The sequence below is a fragment of the Trinickia dinghuensis genome, assembly GCF_003367175.1.
In the GTDB taxonomy this organism is placed as follows: Bacteria; Pseudomonadota; Gammaproteobacteria; order Burkholderiales; family Burkholderiaceae; genus Trinickia; species Trinickia dinghuensis.
This window is the reverse complement of record NZ_QRGA01000001.1, coordinates 320,615-339,797: the sequence shown is the minus strand read 5'-3', so window position 1 is coordinate 339,797 and position 19,183 is coordinate 320,615. Positions and strand designations below refer to the sequence as shown.

Annotated in this window: 11 protein-coding genes; 5 read left to right on the top strand and 6 right to left on the bottom strand. The window is 63.3% G+C overall.

The genetic code is table 11. The features are described 5' to 3' along the window. Positions 1-210 precede the first annotated feature (210 nt). Positions 211-1,671, top strand: coding sequence for an aminotransferase-like domain-containing protein (locus DWV00_RS01465; protein ID WP_115531753.1), 1,461 nt, complete (start codon positions 211-213; stop codon positions 1,669-1,671). A gap of 132 nt (positions 1,672-1,803) precedes the next feature. Here DWV00_RS01465 and DWV00_RS01460 read toward each other — a convergent pair whose 3' ends face one another. The 6 genes from DWV00_RS01460 to DWV00_RS01430 form a co-directional block, all read right to left on the bottom strand. Then, positions 1,804-2,736, bottom strand: coding sequence for a LysR family transcriptional regulator (locus DWV00_RS01460; protein WP_115532211.1), 933 nt, complete (start codon positions 2,734-2,736; stop codon positions 1,804-1,806). A gap of 78 nt (positions 2,737-2,814) precedes the next feature. After that, a complete protein-coding gene (locus DWV00_RS01455; RefSeq protein ID WP_115531752.1) occupies positions 2,815-3,765 on the bottom strand; it encodes a DUF979 domain-containing protein in 951 nt (316 codons plus the stop codon). Next, complete coding sequence (locus DWV00_RS01450; protein WP_115531751.1) at positions 3,762-4,571, bottom strand: DUF969 domain-containing protein; 810 nt, start codon at positions 4,569-4,571, stop codon at positions 3,762-3,764. The genes DWV00_RS01455 and DWV00_RS01450 overlap by 4 nt, the downstream gene beginning before the upstream one ends. A 116-nt stretch (positions 4,572-4,687) precedes the next feature. Continuing rightward, positions 4,688-8,344: a hydantoinase B/oxoprolinase family protein gene (locus DWV00_RS01445; protein ID WP_245964714.1), complete on the bottom strand. Its 3,657-nt coding sequence runs from the start codon at positions 8,342-8,344 to the stop codon at positions 4,688-4,690. 260 nt (positions 8,345-8,604) lie between these two features. Then, the gene (locus DWV00_RS01440) at positions 8,605-12,345 is read right to left on the bottom strand and encodes a hypothetical protein (RefSeq protein WP_147297814.1); all 3,741 of its coding nucleotides are present in this window, start codon (positions 12,343-12,345) and stop codon (positions 8,605-8,607) included. 718 nt (positions 12,346-13,063) lie between these two features. Then, positions 13,064-14,701: an amidohydrolase family protein gene (locus DWV00_RS01430; RefSeq protein WP_115531748.1), complete on the bottom strand. Its 1,638-nt coding sequence runs from the start codon at positions 14,699-14,701 to the stop codon at positions 13,064-13,066. A 345-nt stretch (positions 14,702-15,046) separates the two neighbouring features. On the opposite strand from DWV00_RS01430, the gene DWV00_RS01425 reads away from it, so the two are divergent. The 4 genes from DWV00_RS01425 to DWV00_RS01415 all read left to right on the top strand — a co-directional run bounded on the left by DWV00_RS01425 (position 15,047) and on the right by DWV00_RS01415 (position 19,159). Next, entirely contained in the window at positions 15,047-16,117 is a 1,071-nt protein-coding gene (locus tag DWV00_RS01425) for a M35 family metalloendopeptidase (RefSeq protein ID WP_115531747.1), read from the top strand. Positions 16,118-16,177: 60 nt separating this feature from the next. Beyond that, entirely contained in the window at positions 16,178-16,471 is a 294-nt protein-coding gene (locus tag DWV00_RS33575; protein ID WP_147297813.1) for a hypothetical protein, read from the top strand. A gap of 322 nt (positions 16,472-16,793) precedes the next feature. After that, entirely contained in the window at positions 16,794-18,017 is a 1,224-nt protein-coding gene (locus DWV00_RS01420; protein WP_115531746.1) for a M20 aminoacylase family protein, read from the top strand. Continuing rightward, entirely contained in the window at positions 18,014-19,159 is a 1,146-nt protein-coding gene (locus DWV00_RS01415; protein WP_115531745.1) for a trans-sulfuration enzyme family protein, read from the top strand. The genes DWV00_RS01420 and DWV00_RS01415 overlap by 4 nt, the downstream gene beginning before the upstream one ends. Positions 19,160-19,183: the final 24 nt, after the last annotated feature.

The window sequence follows — 19,183 nt, the reverse complement described above, 5'->3', positions numbered from 1 at the left end:
CGAGCCGGCCGGGCGTGCGCGATGCGCGGCGCCGCGGCGAGTGTCTCCTTGGTTTCTTGTGGTGCGTTGAAGTCATCGTAGAGTGTCAATTTGGCCCCCTCAATGAAGTCAATTGAAGTAATTGACCGCCTTCAATTCCACGAATTGGGCGCGATAATGACGGCATCGGCCGTCGTGCAGGCCATCTCTCGATGTCATGGACACAGCGTCATGAACGGCTGGTTACCGACTTTGCAGCGCAACAGCAGCGAGCCTAAATATCAGGCGATCGCGCGTGCCTACGCGCAGGCGATCCGTGGCGGCCAGATGCTGCCGGGCGAGAAACTGCCCGCCCACCGACTGCTCGCGAAGAAGCTCAGCGTGACGACGGGCACCGTCAGCCGCGCTTATGACGAACTGTTGCGATGCGGCATGGTCATCGCGCGGGTGGGCGACGGCACCTACGTCGCGGAGCCCGACACGGACGCGGTGACGCTGGCGTTGCCGAGGCGCGCGGCGGCGGCAATGGCGCCTGCGCGCGAGGAGCCTTTCGCCGCTGCTCAAAAAGGTCTTGGTGCCTTCGGCGCGGGAAGGCCGATCGATCTCGGCCAAAACGTTCCGATGGCGACCGAGGAAGCGCGTTTGCTCGGCGTGACGTTGCGCGAGCTGGCAGCGGACGAGCGGCTGAGCGGCGATCTGCTGCTGTATCAGCCGGAGGGCGGCAGGCGGGCGCATCGCGAGGCGGGGGCGCGCTGGCTCGAGCGAATGAACTGCCCTGGCCCCGCCGAGCGCGTATTGGTCACGCAGGGGGCGCAACACGGCCTGGCGTGCGTGCTGCGCGCCGTCTTGAGGCCCGGCGACACGATCTTCGCCGAGGCGCTCAGCTATCCGGGCATCGTCGCGCTTGCGCGTCAGCTGAGGCTCAATCTCGTCGGCATCGAGATCGACGATGACGGCATCGTGCCGGCGAGCCTCGAACGTGCTTGCGAACTGCTCGCGCCGCGCGCGCTGTTTTGCGTGCCGACGCTGCACAATCCGACCACGGCCACGCTGCCCGAAGCGCGCCGTGCCGCGATCGCCGATATCGCGATGCGTCACAACCTCGTCGTCATCGAAGATCTGGTGCCCGCGGCCTTACTCGACACCCCGCCGCAATCGATCGCGGCGCGCCTGCCCGAACATGGCATCGCGATCAGCAGCTTGTCGAAAGCGATCGCGCCCGGGTTGCGGATCGGCTATGTGCACGCGCCGCAAGATTGGGTCGGCAAGATCTTGGCGGTGATCCGCAGCGATTGCTGGATGACCGCGCCGCTCAATGCCGAGATCGCCGCCCGCTGGATCGATGGCGGCGAACTCGAGTGGCTCATTTCGCTGCAGCGCGAACGGATCGATATTCGGCATGCGATTGCCGCGGAGGTGTTGGAGGGCATTGCGTACCGCACGGATCCGGCGAGCCCCCACCTGTGGCTCTCGTTGCCGGAGCCGTGGCGCGCGTCGGAATTCGCGGCGGCGCTGCGCCAGGCCGGTGTGCTCGTGAAGACGGCGGACAGCTTCGTGATCGGCCGAGGGTCGGCGCCGCATGCGGTGCGCGTGAGCCTGAGCGGTGCGGCCGACGATGACGCGCTGCGCGAAGGGCTGAGCCATTTCGCGCGGACGCTGCGGAACGGGCCCGAGGGTGTTTATTCGGCGTGATCGCTCGTGCCGGCGATGCCTTCCATGCCGATTACGGGCCGCACGGCGGCATCGCGCCGAATTTCGTTGAAGGCTGCGCCGATCGGCGCCCGGATTCGCTAGACGCTGTCCGGCGAACCTCACCGCGATAAATCAGCCGATCACCCGGGCCGCGTCGTTCCCCACCCGCTCGGCAAACTTGCGCACCGTTTCCTTGGCGATCTCGACGAGGCGCTCGGCGCGGTTCGTGCCGGTGCGCCACGTAATGACGAACGGCAGGGGAGGCGGCGACTCGAGCCCTTCGAGCTTGCGGAGCCCCCCGTTATGCAGGAGATCTTGCACGAGCGCCGACGGCATGGCCGCCACACCGAAGCCGGCCTGCGTCAATTGAATCATCGCGGCCAGCGAGTTCATGCAGCTCACGCGCGCCTCGTTGACGCCGTACGACTGCATCAACCTCAGCAGATCCTGGTGCGGACGCGAGTGGCGCGAATACGTGATGAGGCGCTCGGCGCCCAGCCGCCGCAAGGCCGCGGTCATCGTCTCGTCTTCCTGTTTGCCCGGTATGTCCGAGTCGGCAGCCGCGATCCAATCGATCGACAGCTCCAGCACCTCGACGCTGCGCAGGGTCTCGTCGCGCACCATGTCGGTCTGGATCACGAGATCGAGCATGCCGCGTCGCAACTGCTCGTTCAGATTCAGCGCCGTCTCGGTCGTGACTTCGATGTCGAGGTTGGGGTAGTGGTGCGTCGCATCGGCGACGAAGTCGACGAACCAGGAATGGATCGCGCTGTCCATCGCGCCGATCCGGATCGTGCCCGCGGCGAGATTCTCGTCTTGCACGCTCGTGTAGAGCTCCGTCATGGAACGGCTCACGAGTTCGGCGTGGTGCAAGACGCGTTCGCCCGCGCGCGTGAGCGAGACGCCCTTCGGTTCGCGTTTGAACAGCTTCGCGCCCAGTTCCTCCTCGAGCACCGAGATCCGGCTCGAGATGGCGGCCTGCGTGGAATGGAGCTTTTCCGCCGCTAGGCTGAAGCTGCGCAGCTTGGCCACCCAGATAAACGTTTCGAGAAACTTGAGATTCACCTTGCACTCCACCATCGATCGAAATACGCGAAAGCCGATGCTGCACGCGCAACCCGGCCTTCGCTTTCGCGCCCGGCTTTACATGAACGTGTACAACAGAATGATATTGACGGTCAGCAATACGATCGCCGTCGGCACCTGCACCCGAATCACCCCGTACTTGTCCGGCAGTTCGAGCAGGGCGGCCGGAACGATGTTGTAGTTCGCGGCCATCGGCGTCAATAGGGTTCCGCAGTAGCCCGAGAACATGCCGATCGCGGCGATCGGCGCCGGGTTGCCGTGGAAGACGCCCATCAGCACCGGCACGGCCACGCCGCCCGTCATGACCGGGAACGCGGCGAAGCCGTTGCCCATGATCACGGTGAACAGCGCCATGCCCACGCAGTAGACGATGACGGCCACCAAGCGGTAGTCGAGGTCGATGTAAGCCGTCGTCAGATGTGCGACCGCTTTGCCCACGCCGGCATCGGCGAACACCAAGCCGAGCATGCCCAGCATCTGCGGCAGCACGACGGCCCACGACAGGGCATCGACGAGGCGTCGCGCTTCCTTCGTCGATTGTTTGACCGAATCGCGCGTCAGCACGCACGCATAGATCAGCGCGAACACGCAGCCGATGCCGAACGAGGCGAGCGTGGCGTTCTTCGGGTCGATCAGCGCGACGCCGCCGAATACGAGCCGCGGCGCGAGCAGCGTGCCGATCACCGTGATGACCGGAATCGTCAGCGCGGGCAGGAACAAGGCGTTGCCGTGCCGCAGCGCGCTCGTGTGGCGTTCTGCGTCCGAGCGGACCTTCGGTTTCGCGCCGGTCACGCCGCCTACGCCGGCGACCACCGCCATGGCGACGACGAGCACGCCTACGATATCCGCGGGCAATTGCTCGCCGACGAGGAAGACGATGCCGTAGACGATCCAGAAGCTGCCGGCGAGAAAGCGCTTGGGATGATCGCGATCGCTGAGGATGAACCCGCCGATGACGAACAGCAGGATGCCGACCAGCCAAAAGAGCACGTTGAGCGAGACGATCATGCGTTTTCTCCTTGCGTGCGGACGGTGGTGTCCCGGGTGCCGGCATCGCGCTCGGCGGCGGTTGTCGTAGTCGTGGCGGTCGCGGCGGTCGCGGCCGTATCGTTGGCGGCCGGTTTCGCACCGCCCGTCACGCGGGCGAGCCACCCGTCGAGCCGATGCAGGCGAATGCTTTGAATGATGAAGGCGGCGAGCGCGGTAGGCATGCCCCACACCGCGACGTGCATCGGCGCGACGACGATGCCGGCTTCCTTGAGGAACGTCGTCATCAGCACGATGGCGCCGAAGGCGACGAAGATGTCCTCGCCGAAGAACAGGCCGACGTTGTCGCAGGCGGCCGCGAACGCACGCAGCCGGTAGCGGACCGCATCCGTCAGTTTGCCGTAGCGCACTTCCGCGGCGCCTTCCGTCATCGGCGCGACGAGCGGACGGACCATCTGCGCGTGGCCGCCCAGCCCGGTCAAGCCGAGCGCCGCGGTGATTTCACGGATGAACAGGTAGACCATCAGCAGGCGGCCCGGCGTGGCGGCGCGGATGCCCGAGATCCAGATTTGCGCGCGTTCGCGCAAGCCATGCCGCTCGAGCAGGCCGACGACCGCGAGCGGCAGCAGGATGATGAGCGGAATGACGCGCGTTTTCACGAAACCGCTTCCAATCGCGGCAAGAACGCCGTCGATCGGAAAATGCGCGGCAAAGCCGGTGGCGATGGCGGAGACCGCCACGATCAGCATCGGATTGAAACGTAACAGAAACCCGACGATGATCACGGCGACGCCGATCAGCGGGTACAGATTCACTGCGTGTTGCATGGATCTCCTCCAGAGCAGTGGGTGGATGTCGTCCCGCGTTGCGCGCGGGACGGTTTTTGTCGCGCGTCGAGTGCTTCGCGCTTGTCGTTATGGGAACCGTGAATCGCGATGAGCCCTTACGCCGCGTGGCCGTATCCGCCGCCGCCGGGGGTTTCGATGACGAACACGTCGCCGGGGTTGACCGTCGCCGTATGCGTCGCGCCGAATTGGTCGATCTCGCCGTCGGCGCGCTCGATCCAGTTGCGCCCGACGCTGCCCGTTTCGCCGCCGGCCAGGCCGAACGGCGGCACGCGGCGGCGATTGGCGAGGATATTCGCCGTCATCGTCCGCGTGAAACGGATCCGGCGCACCGCGCCGTTGCCGCCCGCATGTTGACCGGCACCGCCGCTACCCCGGCGGATTGCGTGCTCCTCGACGATGACGGGGAAGCGCCACTCGATCACTTCGGGATCGGTCATGCGCGAATTCGTCATGTGCGTTTGCACGGCCGACGTGCCGGGGTGCGTGCTGCCGGCGCCCGAGCCGCCCGCGATCGTCTCGTAGTACTGCTGCGATTCGTCGCCGAACGTGAAGTTGTTCATCGTGCCTTGCGAGCCGGCCATCACGCGAAGCGCGCCGTAGAGCGCATCGGTGATCGATTGCGACACCTCGACGTTGCCCGCGACGACCGCGGCCGGATACACGGGATTGAGCATCGAGCCTTGCGGAATCACGATGTCGACGGGGCGCAATACACCCTCGTTCATCGGGATGTCTTCGGTCAGCAGCGTACGGAACACGTAGAGCACGGCCGCCTTGCATACCGACATCGGCGCGTTGAAGTTCGTCGCGCGCTGCTCGCTCGTGCCGGTGAAATCGACGCGGGCCTGGCGGCGCGTGCGGTCGATCGACACCTTCACGCGGATCACGGCGCCGTCGTCCATCTCGTAGGCGAATTCGCCGTCGTCGAGCTTGGAGATCGCGTTGCGAACGGCGTCCTCGGCGTTGTCCTGCACGTGGCCCATATAGGCGAGCACGACGTCCGCGCCGTAGCGCTTGACCGCGCGCAGCAGTTCGGTCGCACCGCATTCGCAGGCGGCGATTTGCGCCGTCAGATCGGCGATGTTCTGGTCGACGTTGCGGCTCGGATACGGGCCGGTGCAGAACAGCCCGCGCACCGGCGCTTCGAGAAAGGTCCCCTCGGCCACAATCTTGACGTTGTCGAGCAGCACGCCTTCTTCCTCGATGGTCGTGCTGTTGGGCGGCATCGATCCCGGCGTGATGCCGCCGACGTCGCCGTGGTGTCCGCGCGCGGCCACGTAAAAGAGCAGCGCATCGCCATCGCCGTACACCGGCATGACGACGGTGATGTCGGGCAAATGGGTGCCGCCGTTGTAGGGCACGTTCAGCATGAAGACATCGCCGCGGCGCATCGTCTTCCCGTGCTCGCGGATCACGCTCAGCACGCTGTCGCTCATCGAGCCGAGGTGAACGGGGATGTGAGGCGCATTCGCGATGAGGCCGCCGGCTTGGTCGAACACGGCGCACGAGAAGTCGAGCCGCTCCTTCATGTTGACCGAGTACGAGGTCTTTTCGAGCGTGACGCCCATCTGCTGCGCGATCGACATGAAGATGTTGTTGAAGATCTCCAGGTGGACCGGATGCCGCGCCGTCGTCACCGTTTGAGACGTTGCATCCGCTTGCGTACCGGCATCGCGGTCCATGCGCAGCGTGCCGTCTTCGAGCAGCGTGGCCGACCAGCCCGGCTGCAGCACGATCGTCGAAATGGCTTCGGTGATGAGGGCGGGGCCTTCGAGGCGCGCACCGACCGTCAGTTCGCTGCGTGCGTGCAGCGGGACGCTCAAGGTATGGCCGCCGATGAACATCGCGGCATTCGTGTCGTGCCGGGCGTCGTTCGCGTTGAGCGACGTGGCGCTGTTCAGCGTCGGCTTCTCGGTCAGGCCCACGGCTTCGACGACGATCGATTCGATGATGAGCGGCTTGCCCGGCATCACGAAGCCGAAGCGCTTGCGATGGAGCGTTTCGAATGCCTGCACCATCGAGGCTTCGTCGCCGAACGGGACTTCGAGCGTCGAATCGGTGTTTTGATACTTGAGCCGTGCCGCTCGCGTGACGCGCGCGCGGTCGCTCGGAATGTGCTGCGCCGTCAGTTCGTCGAGCGCTTCGGTTTCGAGCGCGTCGTAGAAGCCACGCAATTCCGCGACCGTTGCCGGCTCCACCACCGTTTCGACCGCGCGTTCGCGCATGACGTTCAGATCGGCGAGACCCATGCCGAAGGCCGACAGCACGCCGGCGAACGGATGCAGCGCGATGCGCTTCATGCCGAGCGCATCGGCCACCTCGCAGGCGTGCTGGCCGCCCGCGCCGCCGAACGCGCAGAGTGCGTAATCCGACACGTCATGGCCGCGCTCGACGGAGATCGTCTTGATCGCTTGCGCCATGTTGTCGACGGCCACTGCAAGAAAGCCTTCGGCCACGCCTTGCGGGCTCATCAACCGCCCCGTTTCACGTTCAACTTGCAGCGCGAGTTCGGCAAATTTCCGGCGCACGACCTCGACGTCGAGCGGCAGATCGCCATTCGGGCCGAAGACATGCGGGAAGTGCTCCGCTTGCACGCGGCCGAGCATGACGTTGCAATCGGTGACGGTCAGCGGGCCGCCGTTGCGGTAGCTCGCCGGACCGGGGTGCGCACCGGCCGATTCGGGCCCGACCTTGAAGCGGCCGTTTTCAAAGCTGCAAATCGAGCCGCCGCCCGCCGCGACGGTATGGAGGTCCATCATCGGCGCGCGCACGCGTACGCCGGCCACCTGCGTTTCGAACACGCGCTCGTACGCGCCGTCGTAGTGCGCGACGTCCGTCGAGGTGCCGCCCATGTCGAAGCCGATGACCTTGCGCTCGCCGACGGCTTCGCAGGTCTTGACCGCGCCGACGATACCGCCCGCCGGGCCGGACAGGATCGCGTCCTTGCCGCGGAAGCGTGTTGCGTCGACGAGGCCACCGCTCGACTGCATGAACATGAGCCGCACAGCGCCCGTATGCTGCATCACGCGCTCGACGTAATCGCGCAGCACGGGAGACAGATAGGCATCGACGACCGTCGTATCGCCGCGGCCGACGAGCTTCATGAGCGGGCTCACCAGGTGGCTGACCGAGATCTGCGTGAAGCCGCATTCGCGTGCGATCGCCGCGACGCGCAACTCGTGGGCATGGAAGCGATAGCCGTGCATCAGGACGATGGCGATCGAGGTGATGCCGGCGGCATGCGCGTCCATCAATGCGGCACGTGTGGCCACTTCATCGAGCGGCCGCAGCAGCGTGCCTTGTGCGTCGACGCGTTCGTCGATTTCGACGACGCGCTCGTACATCTGCGACGGCAGTTCGATATGCCGCGCGAAAATGTCGGGACGTTCCTGGTAGCCGATGCGCAGTTGATCGGCGAAACCCTTGGTGATCGCGAGCAACGTGCGTGCGCCTTTGCGTTCGAGCAGCGCGTTCGTCGCGACGGTCGTGCCCATCTTGACGACTTCGATGCGCGCTTGCGGCAGCGCTTCGTCGGATGCGATGCCGAGCAGATCCTTCATGCCTTGCACCACGGCGTCGCGATAGCGATCGGGGTTTTCGGAGAGCAGCTTGTGCGTCACGAGATCGCCGTTGGGCTTGCGCGCGACGATATCGGTGAACGTACCTCCGCGATCGACCCAAAATTGCCAGCGCTCGTCGTGCGCCGTCATTTCTCGCGCTGCCTCGTTTGCTTCGTTCGTTTGCGGTTTCATTTCCATCGCGTCGCTCCTCGATCCTCTTCTGTCCACGATAGATGGCTGCCGGCGGGCGGATTTGTCGAGCCGATCATCGACCATCGTTCTGTTGGGCGGATTGTGAAAGTGCAAACCTTCAGGCGTCCAGGAAGAAAAATAAATTCGAGGTATAAAGAAAGTTGATATCGGTGGAAGGCACGCCGGCAAAGGCTATCAGGGCTTTTTGCGCGTTGCCGGCGTAGGGATTTTCCGATCGAAGAATCCGCGAATTCCTATCGTCAGGTAAACGTCAGAACTTGCTGCGCGCGATTGTCGTTGCGCGAGTAGGTCAGCCCGGCGATGCCGTTCACGCCCACTTGCCGCCCGTCCTGCTGCACCTGCAAGTTCGTCAAGAAGCGGCCCTCGCGGTATTTCTGATCGCTGTGAATCGCGTCGATTTCCTGACGCGCGGCTTTCGCTGTGTCCTTGTCGCCCATTCGATCCGCCATGTAGGCGGCCGCGCGCAGCTTGTTGGCGATATCGACGTTGTCGCCGAACTCCGTGTAGAGCTGCGGCGTTGCGGTCAAATCGCGCTGCTTCAAGTAATGATCGACGAACTCCAGCATGCGCGCCTTTTCGCGAGCGACGAGGTTCTCCCGTACGCGGCCGCCCTTTCCGTATTCGTCCCCGAAGTATTTCTTCGCTTTCTCGTCGGCATACTTGTCGACGCTCTGCCCGAACTCGTGCAGGAATGAAATCGGCGCCTGGAACGTGCGCGTGGCAAAGCTCGTCGCCAGCTCCTTGCCGTCCTGCATGATCTGTACGTGCCGATCGGCTACGCCGAAGCGGAAGAACTGCGCGGAACCGGAAAGGAACGGGGCGACCGAGGTCATCACCGAGGCACCCGGATCGCCCGGGTCCGTCGGGATCTCGTCATAGCCGTTCAACCCTGCCAGCGAGGCTTGGAACGATGCGTTGTACGACGACGAATCGGTTTTCCATTCGGTCTTTAGGAATCCCGATTGATCTCGGTAGCGAATCGTCGTGCCTTGCGCCTTGCCGCTCGCGCCCAGTGTCGGCGTGGAGAGTTTGAAGTGATCGAAGCGGACCCCGGCGCTGCCGTTCACGCTGAGCGTGCCTTGCGTGTCGGATTGATCCATTTCGTAGAAGCCGATCGACAGGTCGTCGCCGAATGCCTGATAGGCGGATTTGATCAGCGACTTCCGGTCTTCCTCGTTGGCCGGCTGCGCGTGGCCCTCGAGTTCGCCGCCGAGCACAAGCAGCTTGACGAGTTGCCCCTTCTTCTCGTTGAGCGCACGATCGCCCAACACCCCGCCTGAGAGATTGCGCGGAAAGCCGAGTACGGCGCCTTCCTGATGCACGACCTCGTAGGCGCCGCCGACATCCATGCCACCGCCGAGTGTGACCGGATGGTCATGACCGGTGAAGTGGCCGACAGTGCCGCCCACGCCGGCTTGACCGCGCTTGAGCGTCGTGACGCTGACACGCAATTGACTACGGTCGGTGCTCGTCAGCGATTCGAAGCGCACCGTACGTATCTTGCCGCCGCCCAGGTCAAGGTGGACGCTGCCGATGAAGTGCATCGCCGCGCGTGAGATGAGCCCGCTGACGTTCTTCGTCGTGCCTTGTACGTTGCCGGCGCTGTCGAACGCAAAGCCCGAGCCGAGTTCTTCGGCCGCGACGATCTTCGCGAGAATGTCGGCGACTTCCTCTCGCGACTTGCCGCGCAGCGAGGGGGTATCGATGGAGGCGACGCCGCTCGGGTTTTCCGCGTGCTCGAACGATTGGGCGAACGCCCGCCACGGGTGGTCGGCGGCCGTGTTGCTCGCGATCTCCTTCAGCGCGTCCGCATCGGCGGGGCCGCCGACGGCCGCGGCCCATTGGCCTAGCTTTTGCGCGGTCAGGGGCTGGTTCTCTTCGGCCACCATGGCCGCGATCTTGGCGTGCGTCGCTTCATCGGGCGCGGTGCCGGAACTCGCCAGCTTCGCCGCGACGTCGCCTGCGACCTTCTCCTGCGAGAGGTCAGTCAGCACACCGGGCTGTGCGAAGCGCGGCAGCATGACCGTTTCAGCCTTCGTCGTTTTCATGATCGACGAGCGTACGAGCAGCCGCAGCGCTTGCTCGTCGCCGCCGGCCGCGTCTTGGGCTAGCGTCGGCCGTTCGTCGATCGTTGCCTCGACCTTGTCGATCATGTCGCGGAACGCGCGGCCGACGTGCGTGCCGCCGCGGTTGCCGACGTCCATGCCGCGTCCGCCGTCGCTTTCGGCGAGCCGGTTGTAGGTGTTGAACGGGCTCTTGTTCTTGTAGACGCCTACGTACCGCCCCAGCTCCTTGAGGGAGCCGACGAAGTTGTTCCAAGCCGCGGGGCGGCGCATCGCGCGGTCCAGATGCTTGCCGACACTCTTGCCGAGTCGCGCCTCGGCGAGGCCGAATTGGCTGTGAGCACCGCTCGGCTCGCGCGTCTGATCGGTCAGCATGTCGCCGCGTATCATCGAAATCGCAAAGCGGCAGCCGTGCGTGCCTTTGTTGAAGGCGGTGCCGCGCGTCGTATCGCCTGCAACGTGCGCGTCGATTTCGGCCAGTTCCTCCTTGACCGCGAGCATCGCCTTTTGCGCGAGCGAAAGGCCGCTCGGTACTGGCGTGTTGCCGCGGCCGGGCCAGTTGCCTTCGCCGGCTTCGGCGATTGCAACGTGCAGCGCGCCGTCGGCGAAGATCGAAGCGGGATCGTGCGCGAGCATGCGCGGGCCGTCCGGCGAGGGCGATTGCGCGTTCCCTACCTGGCGCGATGGGCGGGAGAAGACGCCGAACACCTTACCGTCTTTCTTTTCTCCGGCCGAATAGCGGGCCTCGCGCACGGCTTGCTGCGATGCCTTCAGCAGTACGCCCACGAGCATTCGATCCTTTTCGACGACGGAGGCATGCGTGCCGGCAGGGCGGGCGGTTTGCGGCGTGAGCTTTTCGAGCAGGCTCGCGCCGACGCCCCCGGGAATATGAACGAGTTCCTGCGCGAGCGCCCAGGCTCGATCGGCGTCATAGTCGGCGCGCTGCACGGGCTCGGCATTGTCGCGCAGCGCGTCGAGCAGATTCGTTTGCGGCAACGACTGCAGCGCCGCACGTGCATCGTGGGCGGCGTCGTATGCGGGATCGTATGCCGTGTCGCGCGGGCGATCGGGCGTGCGGGCGAACGCAATGTGCAGTGCCTGCGCGAGGCTCGTTGTCTCGAGCGGCGTCAGCTGCTTGTCCTCAGCGGCTTGCTTGATCGAGTCGATCAGTTGGCGGCGGTCCGTACCGGGCAGGAAACTTTCGTCGAGAAACAATTCGTCGAGCGCGTGCTTGTGTTCGAGTCCCTTGACGACCGCGCTTTCGTGCAGCACGGCTGGCGGTGTGCCGCCGGGCAGATCGGCTAAGCGCTTGTGCGATTCGATGGCCGCGTCGCCCTCGCGAACGACGCCGGTAAACGGCTTCGCGCGCGCCGTGCGCGTGTTCGTCGAGAACGGCGTTAGGGATAAGCTCGTCGACGAGATGCCGAAGCCGTGGACGTACGCTTCGTCCGCGGCATGTTTGCGCAATCCGTTGAGCGCTTCCTTGAGTTTGCCGAGCCCCGTACGCCGAGCCGTGACGCTCGTGCCGGGATCTTCCGGGGGCGGCTCGGGCGTGGCGGTGCCGACGTGGATGTCGTGCGAGCCGGATTCGCTGCGGTGCGAAGCGCTCGATTCAGAAGGGGTGGCTTGCGTAATTCGATCGTTCTCGGCCTGCAAGGCGGCCGGCGGTGTGTGAATTTCGCCGAGATCGAGGTCGATTCGAACACCGTCGTCGTCGCCGTCCGCCTCATCGAAAACTGGGCGGTCGGTGTCGTGCTGCGTTGGTTGGGTATTCGATGTTTGCGATTTGCGGGAGACGTCGGATAGGTTCGATGCGTCCGATGCGTCCGATGCGTCCGATGCGTTCGATACATTCGATGCGTGCGATGCGTGCGATTCGCGCGATGACTCGCTCTGTTCGTTCGCCGTGATGTTCATGGGGGGCGCGGCCGCGATGCGCCCATCGTTGAGCCAGCCGACAAGTTCTCCGATCGGGTCTTCACGGGGGATGGAAATTTGCGGCGAAACAGGCGGCTGCTCATTTCGTACGGGTACGTTGGGTGCCTGACTAGACGGTGCCCGACTGCGCGCGAAAAAGCGGGAGAAGCCGTGTCGTTTTCTCGGGGCAGGCCCCTCCGGCGAGATGCCGAGATCCGGCGCGATGAAATGCGCTAGCGTGGGCTGCGGCTCTGCGGTGCTGGAAGAGCCGGCTCGATCGCCGTCGCGGTGCAGGCTTTTTTGCGAAACGATGCGGGCGACCTTGACGCTGATATCTTCGTCGTCGGATCGACGCGAGGTGGCGCCGCGACTTTCAGCAGTACTGACAAATTGCGCGGCCGGTTGTCGACGTTGGGCGTTATTCCCGGTCCGTGAGGATGAATTCCCCGACGTGCTTCCAAAGTTCGTCAGCTTGGAAAACATATTGCCGATGGAGCGCTTCGCGTTCGAGCGCGAAGCGCCCGTGCGGGTGCCGTTGCCGGTCGGGGATGCGGCCTGGCCGGTGTCGGTGGTCGACGATCTGCCGAAGATTTTCATGGTCTTGCCTCGCACTTGGGGGCGAAGTGGTAAGACGTGCCGCCCCGCACGGATTGGGTGTGCATAGGGTCGTACGGCGGCAAGCTCGTCGATGAGCTTGCCGCCGCACGCCTTTCTTCGATCAATGCGACGCGTCGGACACCGGCTCGCCGCGCTCATTGACGCCGGCAGCCTCGTACGCCGCATCGCGCAACGCGCGCAGCTTGGCAGGCTCGGCGTGCGGGCCATCGCGCATCGGCGTCGGCCCGGACGGACGGACGCTCGTCTTCAGGAAATCGGGCGTCAGCACGTGCTTTTCGAACGCACGCACCTTGGCCCGCGAGCCGACGATCACGCGCTCGTAGTTGCCTACCGTCACCTTCTGGCGCACTTCCGGCGAAAGCTTGTCGAGCAGCGGCTTGTACATGTTGCCCGTCTCGGCCCACGTTGCTTCCTGCTTCGGGTCGAGCGCGTCCGAACCCATCAGGAAGCGGTCGGGGAATTGCTCGATCAGATCGGCCGCGGCCTTGATCGATGCCGGATCCGGTTCCTCGACGCCCTGCGCGTTCTGCTTCATGACGATCTGCCGCGCCACGCGCGACCACGAGATATCGACGTGCACGTGCTTCATCGCCGGATCGCTAAGGATCTTGCGCAGGTTCTCCATGTGGTTGTCGGGCTTGGCGACGAAACGGCCGATACCGCCGAAGTGCGCCCAGATCATCGTGGTGTCCTTGGCCTCGGGCGAAGCGAGGAGCTTCTTGATCCCATCGAGGTGTTGCGGCGCGCCGAGCCCGTTGGCCCGTTGATTGGCAGTCGAGTCGACGTCGCAATGCAGCACCACCGGCATGCCCACGACGCCTGCCGTTGCAAGCAGGTTCTTGAACGATTGGACATTGTCGGTGAGGTTCGCTTGACGGGCGTCGGCATATTGGCGCTCGACGAGTTCCTTATGAATCGTCACCTCGCCGATACCGGTGAACATGCCGGGAGCATTGGCAAGCTTTTTCAGGAGTGCCTCGGGGCTCAGCGGCGAGCCCAGATGCAGGCCCGTCACCATCGGATCGAGGCGATCGCGCTGGGCGTCGGAGAGGCCTGAAATGTGCATGAAGGTGGCGGTGTCGGCATCGACTTGCTGGTTGACGAACAGATGCGCGCTACCCGCGATCTTGTCCTCGCGCGGCCCGGTCAACTCATGGCGCGCCATGCTCATGTCTTCCTTCGGAACGTAATAGTCTTCCGCGGGAATATGGTTGTTGTCCGGATGGCCGCAGGGGATCACGTCGGTCGGGATCGGCATGATCACGCTGCGAAACACGCCCACCTTATCCATCATCGCGAGCATTTCCTCGGGCAACATGCCTTGCTGCGTGTATTGCGTCGGATGGAAGTGGGAATCGGACGTCCAACTGCCCAGCGTCGTCTTGGTCGCTTGTTCGAGCGCCTCCTTGCCCGAGGCGTGCGTCACGGCATCGAGCTGGCGTCCGCGCAATGCGGCGGCGATGTGCCCCGCGCGTTCGGCGATCGGCACGCGCGACGGCACGCGCGAACCGGTTGTCGTCGTGCTGCCGTCTTCGAAGAAGCGCGTATGCGATTGCAGCGTGGATGCAGCTTCGCCGCCTTCGTACTTCGCGCGTTTGGTGAAATTGCCGATCGGCGATTCGGTGTTGTTGCGTTTGGCGGTGCCGGTGGGGGCATTTTTGCCGGAGCTTTCGGGCTCCGACGCCGTGTTGAGATGCGACGCCGATGTCGACGCGCGGGTGGATTGAACGTTGGTCATTGAATGTATCCTCGAAACGGTTGAACAAATCGAGCGAGCCACGGAAAGATGGCCGCTCGTCGCAGGCGGCCCGATCTCTCAGGGTCTTTTGAGCAACGTCCGAAGTATCGTGAAGCGGATATGAATGCCTGTCGTCCACCGGCGAAATTGCCGGTATCGCGGCGAATCGAATGACCGGGTCATACTGGCTAGGCGAATGGAAGGTATCTAGGAAAGAAAGGTGCGCATCCGTATTCCGAGGTTGATTTATCATCGCGCGACGCGGTGAAAGCTGCGGGATGCAATGGCTGAGTGGAGTGTCGGGGAACAGCCAGCGATACAAACAGCGATACGGAGTGAAGTTCGATGGCAAAAACAAACATTGGAGCCGCCTTTGGTACCCTGGTGCGGAACAAACTAGATGACCCCGGGCTGGCGCTCGCAGCACGGATCGCCTGTTATCTGAGCCACGACATTACGCCCGCGAGAGTCCGATCTATCGACTCCGACCTAAGCTTCTCCATCAGGTCGATTGGATTGCGGCCGACACCCGGCTATTCAACGGAGGCTCTCATCAACCTTCGGCGGGCGTCCAAGCTGATCCATGAGACCAGACAGTCGCCACCACCCCACACACCCAGCCCCAGCAACTTCGACCCAGTCCAGCACGAGGCGTACATCAGGCGCGCGAAGGTCGCAAGCGCCGCGATGCCTAACCGGCCCGGCTACTATTTAGCCAGTAGTTATTGGGCCTACTCCGCGCACAACGACCGCGTCAAGACCCTGAGCGCTTGGCACGAGGCGGCTCAATTGCTGGCTGCCGGCATCGGCGTCGCTCAATCGCTCAATGTCCCGGGCAACGCCCAGCTCTTTCGGCGCTGGTTTGGCACCGCCAATGCGTTGGACGTGATCGGTAGGCTCCAACGCACGCGGGACGGCCTTGTAAACCAATGCACTGGCCTGAGCTACGGCGGCACCGCCGCAACCGGCAACCCTTTGGACCTCAAAGAAGGCGGTTTCGCTACGGACGGCGGCGCTGATAGGGTCGGGCGCCTTAAGGAAGGGGAATGGGGCACTGCCAAGGCACCCAGGCCATACATTTGCCTCGGAGTCCCTTTCTTCAACGACTCCAATACTGGAGGCCAGCCCACGCGTCACCACACGTACAACAGCAATGGGAGCATGGAGGTGTCTCGCGGCGGCGCTATTGTGCATGAAGCTACACACCTGTTCGCGCGCACTGACGACGTGCCGCTCATCGATGGGCTTCGCGGCTTGATTTTCGCGCACTTGAACGCGCCCCCGGAGGAGCGTTTCCGCGCGGCCTATGGTCCGTGGATTTGTTACGGACTTGCCCAAGTCAGGCCTGACGCCGCCGCGAGGAACGCAGACAACTACCGGTTGTTCTGCGAAGACGCCTTTGTGGGACGTGCATGACGTTTGCCTAAGGCAACGCCGAAGGATTCAAAAAGCCCAACGCACTTGCGCGACCCACCGATGCACGAGCATCGTGCCCATCTGCGCTGGGATACGTGCCGGATTGCGCGTACCGAAGTAGGCAAACTGCACCTGTCGCGCCATCCGGCCTCGAGTCCCGCCTCGTCGTATTCGTACCTCGTTGCGGCGCGCGTATGGGAGAACTGGGAGTGGGAAACCGTCGCCCGCAGGCTCCGGTCTCCGGTGCGCCACCCACAATCGGCGGCGCCGGCCAACTCCGCACCCATGGACGAACCGTTGAACGGCCCGACGATCGACCCTGAAATGTCCACGAACGAACGCTTGCCGATATAGCAAATGGCGGATGCGTCGACCGACGGCTCGCCTTTGCTGGGACCGATGCCTCGGTTCTCGAGTGCTTTCGCTTCCCCCTTCTTGTGGTCCTTCCAGACGTAGCAAGACATACGAAACTTCGCCGAGCCGCTCGCACGTGCGGCTTGGGGAAGATGCCCGGTCTGGCTCATCTCGCTGACTGCTACCTCGCGTAAACCCCAGCGTAGAAATTTCTTTTGCAGTGTCCGATCGTCCACTATAGTAAACAACAACGGGATGCATTGAGTCGTCCGGACGAGATGCCGAAAGAGATCAGCATAGAGTCCTTCTAAAGGTTGGATGAATGGATAGCGCAATACAATCTGCAATCGATTCGTTGATCAAGGCGCATCTGCCTCATTGGGTGGCACTCAGACGAGATCTACATGCGAATCCAGAACTGCGCTACGAAGAGTTCCGGACTGCGGAAGTCGCTGCTACAGAACTCGCGTCGCTCGGCTATGACGTGAAGCGGGGATTGGGCGGCACGGGCGTGGTAGCGACCTTGCCCGGAGCGAGCGGGGCGGGTGCGATATTGCTTCGGGCGGACATGGATGCATTGCCGATCCATGAAGCCTGTCAGCACGAACACGCATCGCGTTTTGCAGGAAAGATGCACGCTTGCGGCCATGACGGACATACGGTGATGCTCTTGGGCGCCGCGCGTGTGCTCAAAGAACTGCCGCCGTTGCCCGGCACCGTGCATTTCGTCTTTCAGCCAGCTGAAGAGGGTGGCTTGGGCGCAAAACGTATGCTCGACGACGGACTGCTGGAACTGTACCCAACAGATGCCGTGTTCGGCATGCACAACTGGCCGAGTCTGCCGGCCGGGCACTTCGGACTACGCACCGGGCCCATCATGGCCGCGAGTACCCGATTTCGCATCGAGGTAAAAGGAAAGGGCGCGCATGCCGCACAGCCCGAAAAGGGTATCGATCCGATCCCGATTGCGTGTGCCGTGGTCCAGCAATGCCAAACACTCTGCGCACGCCACAAATCTCCCGTTGACCCAGCCGTCGTGTCGATTTGCACAATGCTCGCAGGAGAAACGGACAACGTCTTGCCCGAATCCGTGGAAATGCGAGGCACCATTCGCGCGCTCTCTACACGGCTGCTAGAGCAACTGCAGACCGACATCCTGCGGCTTTGCAAGGGGGTTGCACAGTCTTACGGGGCACAGATTGACGTCGACTATGCCGAGTTTTGCCCAGCGACCGTCAATTCTCCGGTGGAAACAGCTTTCTGTGAAACCGTTCTTCGATCGACGTTCGGGGACACATGTGTTCATGCAAGCGTTCCGCCGAACATGACAGCAGAAGATTTTGGCTTCATGTTGCAAGCCAGGCCTGGCACCTACGTATTGGCCGGCGGCGGTCAGGATAAGGGACTGCATCATCCTGAGTACGATTTCAACGATGCCCTCATCCCAACGGGAGTCCTCTATTGGGTGGCGTTGGCCAGCGAATACTTCAGCCCGCATCGCGCGCGCGAAACGTCAAGGATTAACCATGAGGAGGTATCGCAGTGAAAACAAGCAGGCCTTATCGCTTTGAAACATTGGCTGTCCACGCTGGTCACGAAGTCGATTTGAGTACTGGTGCGGTTTCACCGCCCATTCATATGTCGACCACCTTCGAGCGCGACGTCGATGGCAGCTATCCACGCGGCTTCATGTATGGCCGTAACCATAACCCCAATCGCAATGGGCTTGAGGCGGCAATCGCCGCGCTCGAAGGCGGTGCGGCTAGCGCAACTTTCGGGTCGGGATTGGCGGCCGTCACCGCGATCATGCAAGGACTGCAGCCGGGTGATCACGTCGTAGCACCTTCAGACATTTACCATGGAACAGCAAACGTTCTAAAGCATTTGTTCTCCAAATGGGGAGTCGACGCGAGCTTTGTCGATATGACGCACCTAGACGTGGTCGCGAAAGCGATTCGTGGCAACACGCGTATCGTATGGATCGAGACACCGTCGAACCCACTGCTGCAGTGTGTCGATATTGCGGCACTAGCCGATCTCGCGCATCGCGCGGGTGCGCGTGCAATTGCAGACAATACCTTTGCAACACCCGCGCTTCAGAATCCGTTGGCGCTCGGTTGCGACATGGTGATGCATTCGACCACAAAGTACCTGGGTGGCCGCAGCGATGTAATGGGGGGCGTGGTCGTCTCCTTGAAAGACGATGAGGCCTTCGCGACGGTTCGTCAAACGCAACTGTTCGGTGGCGGCATTCCATCGCCGTTCGACTGTTGGCTTGTGATGCGTAGCCTTTCGACGTTGTCGTACCGCATGCAGGCACATTGCGCGAACGCACGCAAGGTTGCGACCTGGCTGCATGAGCATCCGAAGGTTTCAGTGGTTCACTACCCGGGCCTCGAAGACAACCCGTTCCATGCCATTGCGGCCCGACAGATGAATGACTTCGGCGGCATGCTGTCGTTCGAGGTCAAGGGTGGCAAGGATGCAGCAATGGCCGTCGCGGCTAGCGTCGACGTCTTTACGCGCGCCACGAGCCTGGGTGGAGTTGAAAGTTTGATTGAGCATCGTGCTTCGATCGAGGGGCCGGAGAGCAAAACCCCTCAGGGCCTGCTTCGAATGTCAATCGGACTTGAACATCCCGACGATCTCATAGAGGACCTGCGTCAAGCCCTTGATCGTGTGAATTGACTGCTTTTCGATCCGAGGGGCACC

What these genes read in the sequence shown, in the direction of transcription:
- DWV00_RS01465 (WP_115531753.1), top strand. Translation starts at nt 211, where the DNA reads ATGAACGGCTGGTTACCGACTTTGCAGCGCAACAGCAGCGAGCCTAAA.
- DWV00_RS01455 (WP_115531752.1), bottom strand. Translation starts at nt 3,765, where the DNA reads ATGATCGTCTCGCTCAACGTGCTCTTTTGGCTGGTCGGCATCCTGCTG.
- DWV00_RS01450 (WP_115531751.1), bottom strand. Translation starts at nt 4,571, where the DNA reads ATGCAACACGCAGTGAATCTGTACCCGCTGATCGGCGTCGCCGTGATC.
- DWV00_RS01445 (WP_245964714.1), bottom strand. Translation starts at nt 8,344, where the DNA reads ATGAAACCGCAAACGAACGAAGCAAACGAGGCAGCGCGAGAAATGACG.
- DWV00_RS01440 (WP_147297814.1), bottom strand. Translation starts at nt 12,345, where the DNA reads ATGAACATCACGGCGAACGAACAGAGCGAGTCATCGCGCGAATCGCAC.
- DWV00_RS01430 (WP_115531748.1), bottom strand. Translation starts at nt 14,701, where the DNA reads ATGACCAACGTTCAATCCACCCGCGCGTCGACATCGGCGTCGCATCTC.
- DWV00_RS01425 (WP_115531747.1), top strand. Translation starts at nt 15,047, where the DNA reads ATGGCAAAAACAAACATTGGAGCCGCCTTTGGTACCCTGGTGCGGAAC.
- DWV00_RS33575 (WP_147297813.1), top strand. Translation starts at nt 16,178, where the DNA reads ATGCACGAGCATCGTGCCCATCTGCGCTGGGATACGTGCCGGATTGCG.
- DWV00_RS01420 (WP_115531746.1), top strand. Translation starts at nt 16,794, where the DNA reads ATGGATAGCGCAATACAATCTGCAATCGATTCGTTGATCAAGGCGCAT.